The 4,821-nt window shown below is 66.9% G+C and carries 6 protein-coding genes; 5 read left to right on the top strand and 1 reads right to left on the bottom strand.

Annotated features, from left to right (window positions below; all coding sequences use genetic code 11):
- Positions 1 to 54 precede the first annotated feature (54 nt).
- On the top strand, positions 55 to 759 hold the full coding sequence (locus ACLP4W_RS24885; protein WP_442390059.1) for a DUF2334 domain-containing protein: 705 nt from the start codon (positions 55 to 57) through the stop codon (positions 757 to 759).
- Between the two features lie 49 nt (positions 760 to 808).
- Positions 809 to 2,476: an FAD-binding dehydrogenase gene (locus ACLP4W_RS24880; protein ID WP_442390058.1), complete on the top strand. Its 1,668-nt coding sequence runs from the start codon at positions 809 to 811 to the stop codon at positions 2,474 to 2,476.
- 90 nt (positions 2,477 to 2,566) lie between these two features.
- On the opposite strand, the gene ACLP4W_RS24875 is transcribed toward ACLP4W_RS24880, so the two are convergent.
- A complete protein-coding gene (locus ACLP4W_RS24875) occupies positions 2,567 to 3,205 on the bottom strand; it encodes an MBL fold metallo-hydrolase (RefSeq protein ID WP_442390057.1) in 639 nt (212 codons plus the stop codon).
- On the opposite strand from ACLP4W_RS24875, the gene ACLP4W_RS24870 reads away from it, so the two are divergent.
- From ACLP4W_RS24870 to purQ, 3 genes are all read left to right on the top strand, one after another.
- On the top strand, positions 3,182 to 3,916 hold the full coding sequence (locus tag ACLP4W_RS24870; RefSeq protein WP_442390056.1) for an ATPase: 735 nt from the start codon (positions 3,182 to 3,184) through the stop codon (positions 3,914 to 3,916). The two genes, ACLP4W_RS24875 and ACLP4W_RS24870, sit on opposite strands and share 24 nt — an antisense overlap.
- A gap of 55 nt (positions 3,917 to 3,971) precedes the next feature.
- Positions 3,972 to 4,211 (top strand): phosphoribosylformylglycinamidine synthase subunit PurS, encoded by a 240-nt coding sequence (gene purS / locus ACLP4W_RS24865; protein WP_442390055.1) that lies wholly within the window; start codon positions 3,972 to 3,974, stop codon positions 4,209 to 4,211.
- On the top strand, positions 4,208 to 4,821 hold a 614-nt coding region (gene purQ / locus ACLP4W_RS24860; protein WP_442390054.1), incomplete at its 3' end, for a phosphoribosylformylglycinamidine synthase subunit PurQ. The genes purS and purQ, both read left to right, overlap by 4 nt.

Raw genomic sequence — 4,821 nt, 5'->3', positions numbered from 1 at the left:
TGCTGTCTGCGTGTCCTTCACCATCCCGACACTTGGGATCGGCAAACTGCGGGTGTGTCTGGAAAACTGATCGTCTCGGTCTCGGGGATAGGCGAACGCACCCTGGCCGACGTCGAGGCGTTCTGCGCGCAGATGGATGCGCGCAACGTGCCGGTGTCGTTGCTGGTGGCTCCCCGGCTGTCCGGCGACTATCGGCTGGACCGCGACCCGCGCACCGTCGAGTGGCTGACCGCCCGGCGCGCCGGCGGCGACGCCATCGTGCTGCACGGCTACGACGACCCGGCCACCAAGAAGCGTCGCGGCGAATTCGCGATCTTGCGAGCGCACGAGGCCAACCTGCGGTTGACGGGCGCCGACCGGGTGCTCGAGCACCTCGGACTCCGCACCCGGCTGTTCGCAGCGCCCGGCTGGGTGGTTTCTCCGGGCGTCGTCAAGGCGTTGCCACAGAACGGCTTTCGACTGCTCGCCGATCTGCACGGGATCACCGACCTGGTCCGGCACAGCACCGTCCGCACCCGGGTGCTGGGCATCGGGGAGGGCTTCCTGACCGAGCCGTGGTGGTGCCGCATGGTTGTGCTGTCCGCCGAGCGCATCGCTCGTCGCGGCGGCATCGTGCGGGTCGCGGTAGCCGCCCGTCAATTGCGCAAACCAGGCCCGCAGCAGGCGATGCTGGACGCCGTCGACCTGGCCCTGATGCACGGTTGCACGCCGACGGTGTACCGGTGGCGGCCCGACAAGGCGATTCTCGACGCCGCCTGACCCCAGCGTCTGATTAACGTGCCGGCCGGGGGCATTACCCTGTTCGTACATGAGCGATTCTCCGGCCGCACGGTTTGTCGTTGACGCGATCATCGTCGGTGCTGGCCTGTCGGGCTTGGTGGCCGCGTGCGAATTGGTGGGGCACGGCCTGCGGGTGCTGATCCTCGACCAGGAGAACAGCGCCAATGTTGGCGGACAGGCCTTCTGGTCATTCGGCGGGCTGTTCTTCGTCGACAGCCCGGAGCAGCGTCGCCTGGGCATTCGCGACAGCCACGAACTCGCCTTGCAGGATTGGCTCGGTACGGCGGCCTTCGACCGGCCCGAGGACTATTGGCCGCGCCAATGGGCGCATGCGTATGTCGATTTCGCGGCCGGGGAGAAACGCAGTTGGCTGTGCGCTCGGGGGCTCAAGATTTTTCCGCTGGTGGGTTGGGCCGAACGTGGCGGCTACGACGCACAGGGACACGGCAACTCGGTGCCCCGTTTCCATATCACCTGGGGCACCGGGCCCGCTCTGGTCGAGATCTTCGCGCGTCAGTTGCGGGACCGCTCGACGGTGCGCTTCGCGCACCGCCACCAGGTCGATGAGTTGATCGTCGAGGGTGACGCGGTTACCGGTGTCCGCGGTACCGTGCTGGAGCCCTCGGCGGAAAGCCGCGGTGTGTCCTCTTCACGAAAGGTTTTGGGGCAATTCGAATTCCGTGCTGCTGCGGTGATAGTGACCAGCGGCGGCATCGGGGGTAACCACGATCTGGTGCGAAAGAACTGGCCGAAACGGATGGGCCGCATTCCCGAGCAGCTGCTCAGCGGCGTGCCCGCGCACGTCGACGGCAGGATGATCGCCATTTCGCAAAAGGCCGGCGCACGGGTGATCAATCCCGACCGGATGTGGCATTACACCGAGGGCATCACCAACTACGACCCCATCTGGCCGCTGCATGGCATCCGGATCATTCCTGGTCCGTCGTCGCTGTGGCTCGATGCGGCAGGCAGGCGGTTGCCGGTCCCGCTGTATCCCGGGTTCGACACCCTCGGCACGCTCGAGTACATCACCAAATCCGGGTATGACTACACCTGGTTTGTGTTGAACGCCAGGATCATTCAGAAGGAATTCGCGCTGTCCGGTCAGGAGCAGAACCCCGATCTGACCGGGCAGAGCGTGCGCGAACTGTTGCGCTCGCGAGCGCGTTCTGGCCCGCCGGGACCGGTGCAGGCCTTCGTCGACAGGGGTGTGGACTTCGTCAGCGCAACCTCGTTGCGCGAGTTGGTGACCGCGATGAACAGATTGCCCGGCGTGGAACCGCTGGACTACGCCACGGTGGAGGCCGAGGTAACCGCCCGCGATCGTGAGGTGGCCAACAGGTTCAGCAAAGACGGTCAGATCACTGCGATCCGTGCTGCCCGCGGCTATCTGGGCGACCGGTTGGGCCGGGTGGTGGCGCCGCACCGGCTGACCGATCCGAAGGCCGGGCCGATGATCGCGGTCAAGCTGCATATCCTGACTCGAAAGACATTGGGCGGCATCGAGACCGACTTGGATTCCCGGGTGCTCAAGGCCGACGGCACCCCGCTCACCGGACTGTACGCGGCCGGCGAGGTCGCCGGATTCGGCGGCGGCGGCGTCCACGGCTACCGGGCGCTGGAGGGCACGTTCCTGGGTGGCTGCATATTCTCCGGGCGCGCCGCCGGCCGCGGCGCCGCCGCCGACATCACCTAGCGCGTTCAAGGGGTCGAGCAGACGCAGAATCGCACGATTCGAGCTGAAATGATGCGATTCTGCGTCTGCTCGCCGCCATAAGTCTGCGCGCTAGAAGGTGACTGCGCTTTCTTCGGGCAACACCTGGAAGTCGGTGCTGGTCATCTCGGTGAACCGGCCGTAGTAGATGCCCCTGCCGTCGGGGGTGATCATTCCTTGGTGGATGGGAACCGCGCGTGCCGGTGCCACCGCCCGCAGATAGTCGATCGCCTCGGCGATCCTCATCCACGGGGCCGCCGCGGGTGCGGCCAACACGTCGACCGGCTCGTCGGGCACGAACAATGCGTCACCGGGGTGCATCAACCTGACGGGATGGTCCTCGTCGCCCACCAGATACGAAATGTTCTCTATTACAGGGATTTCCGGGTGAATCACGGCGTGCCGGCCGCCGACGGCCCGAACGGTCAACTCTCCGACTGTCAGCTCATCGCCGACGTGGACCACTTGAAACGGCGCGTCGAGCTGCGCCGCGGTTTGCGAGTCGGTGTACAGCGCGGCATCCGGGTTGCCCTCGATGAGCGCAGGAAGTCGCGCGGAGTCGACGTGATCTGGGTGCTGGTGGGTGATCAGGATGGCGGACAGGCCGGTGATCCCCTCGAAACCGTGCGCGAAGGTACCGGGATCAAAAAGCACGCGGGTGTGGTCGAACTCGGCGAGTAGGCAGGAATGGCCGAAATGCGTCAATTGCATGTCTACGATTGTGCCCTGACGGGGGTGATGCCGATGCGGGTGATCCTGGCGACGATGGTGGTTTTCGGCGGCTTCGCGGCTGCCCTGATCGTCGTCGTACCCGCCCGCGCGGAGCCGGAGACGTGCCCGCCCGTGTGCGACCAGATCCCCAACAGCGCGTGGATCCAGTCGCACGCCATACCGCTGGACTCGGTATACAACTGGCCCGGACTGGCCGGTTTGGCGGTGCAAACCACCGGGGCGGCGGCCGGGCCGCGTTTCCGGTTCGAGGACCTGTGCGGCACGCCGGCGGTGCCGCAGGACGCCCGCTACTCGGCCGTCGCAGCGCGCGTGACCGTGACCCACCCGGACGGTCAGTGGCAGTTGCAGGCACAGGTCCTGCACTGGCGCGGTGACACGGCCCGCGGTGGCCCGACCGCGGCCTCGGTGTTCAGCAGTGCCGTCGCCGCGCTGCGCGGCTGCCAGCAACGGGCACCGGCACAGTCACCGTCGATTACTGGCGACGAACCCAACCGGATGGCCGCCGTGATCAGCGGTCCGGTCATCATGCACACCTACCTGGTGGCCCACGTGGCGAGCAGCACGATCAGCGAGCTCACCCTCTGGTCGACGGGACCGCCACAGGTGCCCTGGCCGGCGATGGCAGACGACCCGGTGCTGAACTCCATGGCCGCGCCCTTGTGCGACGCCTACATCGCGTCGTGCCCGTGAGCGGCACCGTCGCCGGTAGAGTTGGCGCCGAGATCGATCTGGAGGAGGAACGCCGGTGGTCCGGGTGGTGGTTCATGTGATGCCCAAAGCGGAGATCCTCGACCCGCAGGGTCAGGCGATAGTCGGCGCGCTGGGCCGGCTTGGCCATCCCGGGATCTCAGATGTCCGGCAGGGCAAGAGGTTTGAGCTCGAAGTTGACGACACCATTGATGATGGCCAGCTCGCCGAGATAGCGGAATCGCTGCTGGCGAACACCGTGATCGAGGACTGGACGATCAGCCGGGAAGCGCAGTGACGGCACGGATCGGCGTCATCACCTTTCCCGGGACACTCGACGACGTTGACGCCGCCCGCGCGGTGCGGCGCGTCGGCGCCGAGGCGGTCAGTCTGTGGCATGCCGACGCCGACCTCAAGGGAGTCGACGCCGTGGTGGTGCCCGGTGGCTTTTCCTACGGCGACTACCTGCGGGCGGGTGCGATCGCCCGATTCGCGCCGGTGATGGCCGAGGTGGTCGACGCCGCGAGCCGCGGCATGCCGGTATTGGGAATTTGCAACGGTTTTCAGGTGATCTGCGAGACCGGGTTGCTGCCCGGGGCCCTGGCGCGCAACGCTGGTCTGCATTTCGTCTGCCGCGATGTGTGGCTGCGGGTGGCATCGACCTCGACGGCGTGGACGTCGCGTTTCGAGTCCGACGCAGACCTGCTGGTGCCGCTCAAATCCGGCGAGGGCCGCTACGTGGCCCCCGCCAGGGTGCTCGATGAGCTGGAGGGCGAGGGCCGGGTGGTGTTCCGCTACCACGACAACCCCAACGGCTCGCTGCATGACATCGCCGGCATCAGCTCCGCCAACGGCCGTGTCGTCGGGCTGATGCCGCATCCCGAGCATGCCATCGAAGCGCTGACGGG

Source organism: Mycobacterium sp. (assembly GCF_052145595.1).
Classification (GTDB): Bacteria; Actinomycetota; Actinomycetes; order Mycobacteriales; family Mycobacteriaceae; genus Mycobacterium.
This window is presented reverse-complemented; position numbering and strand designations above follow the sequence as displayed.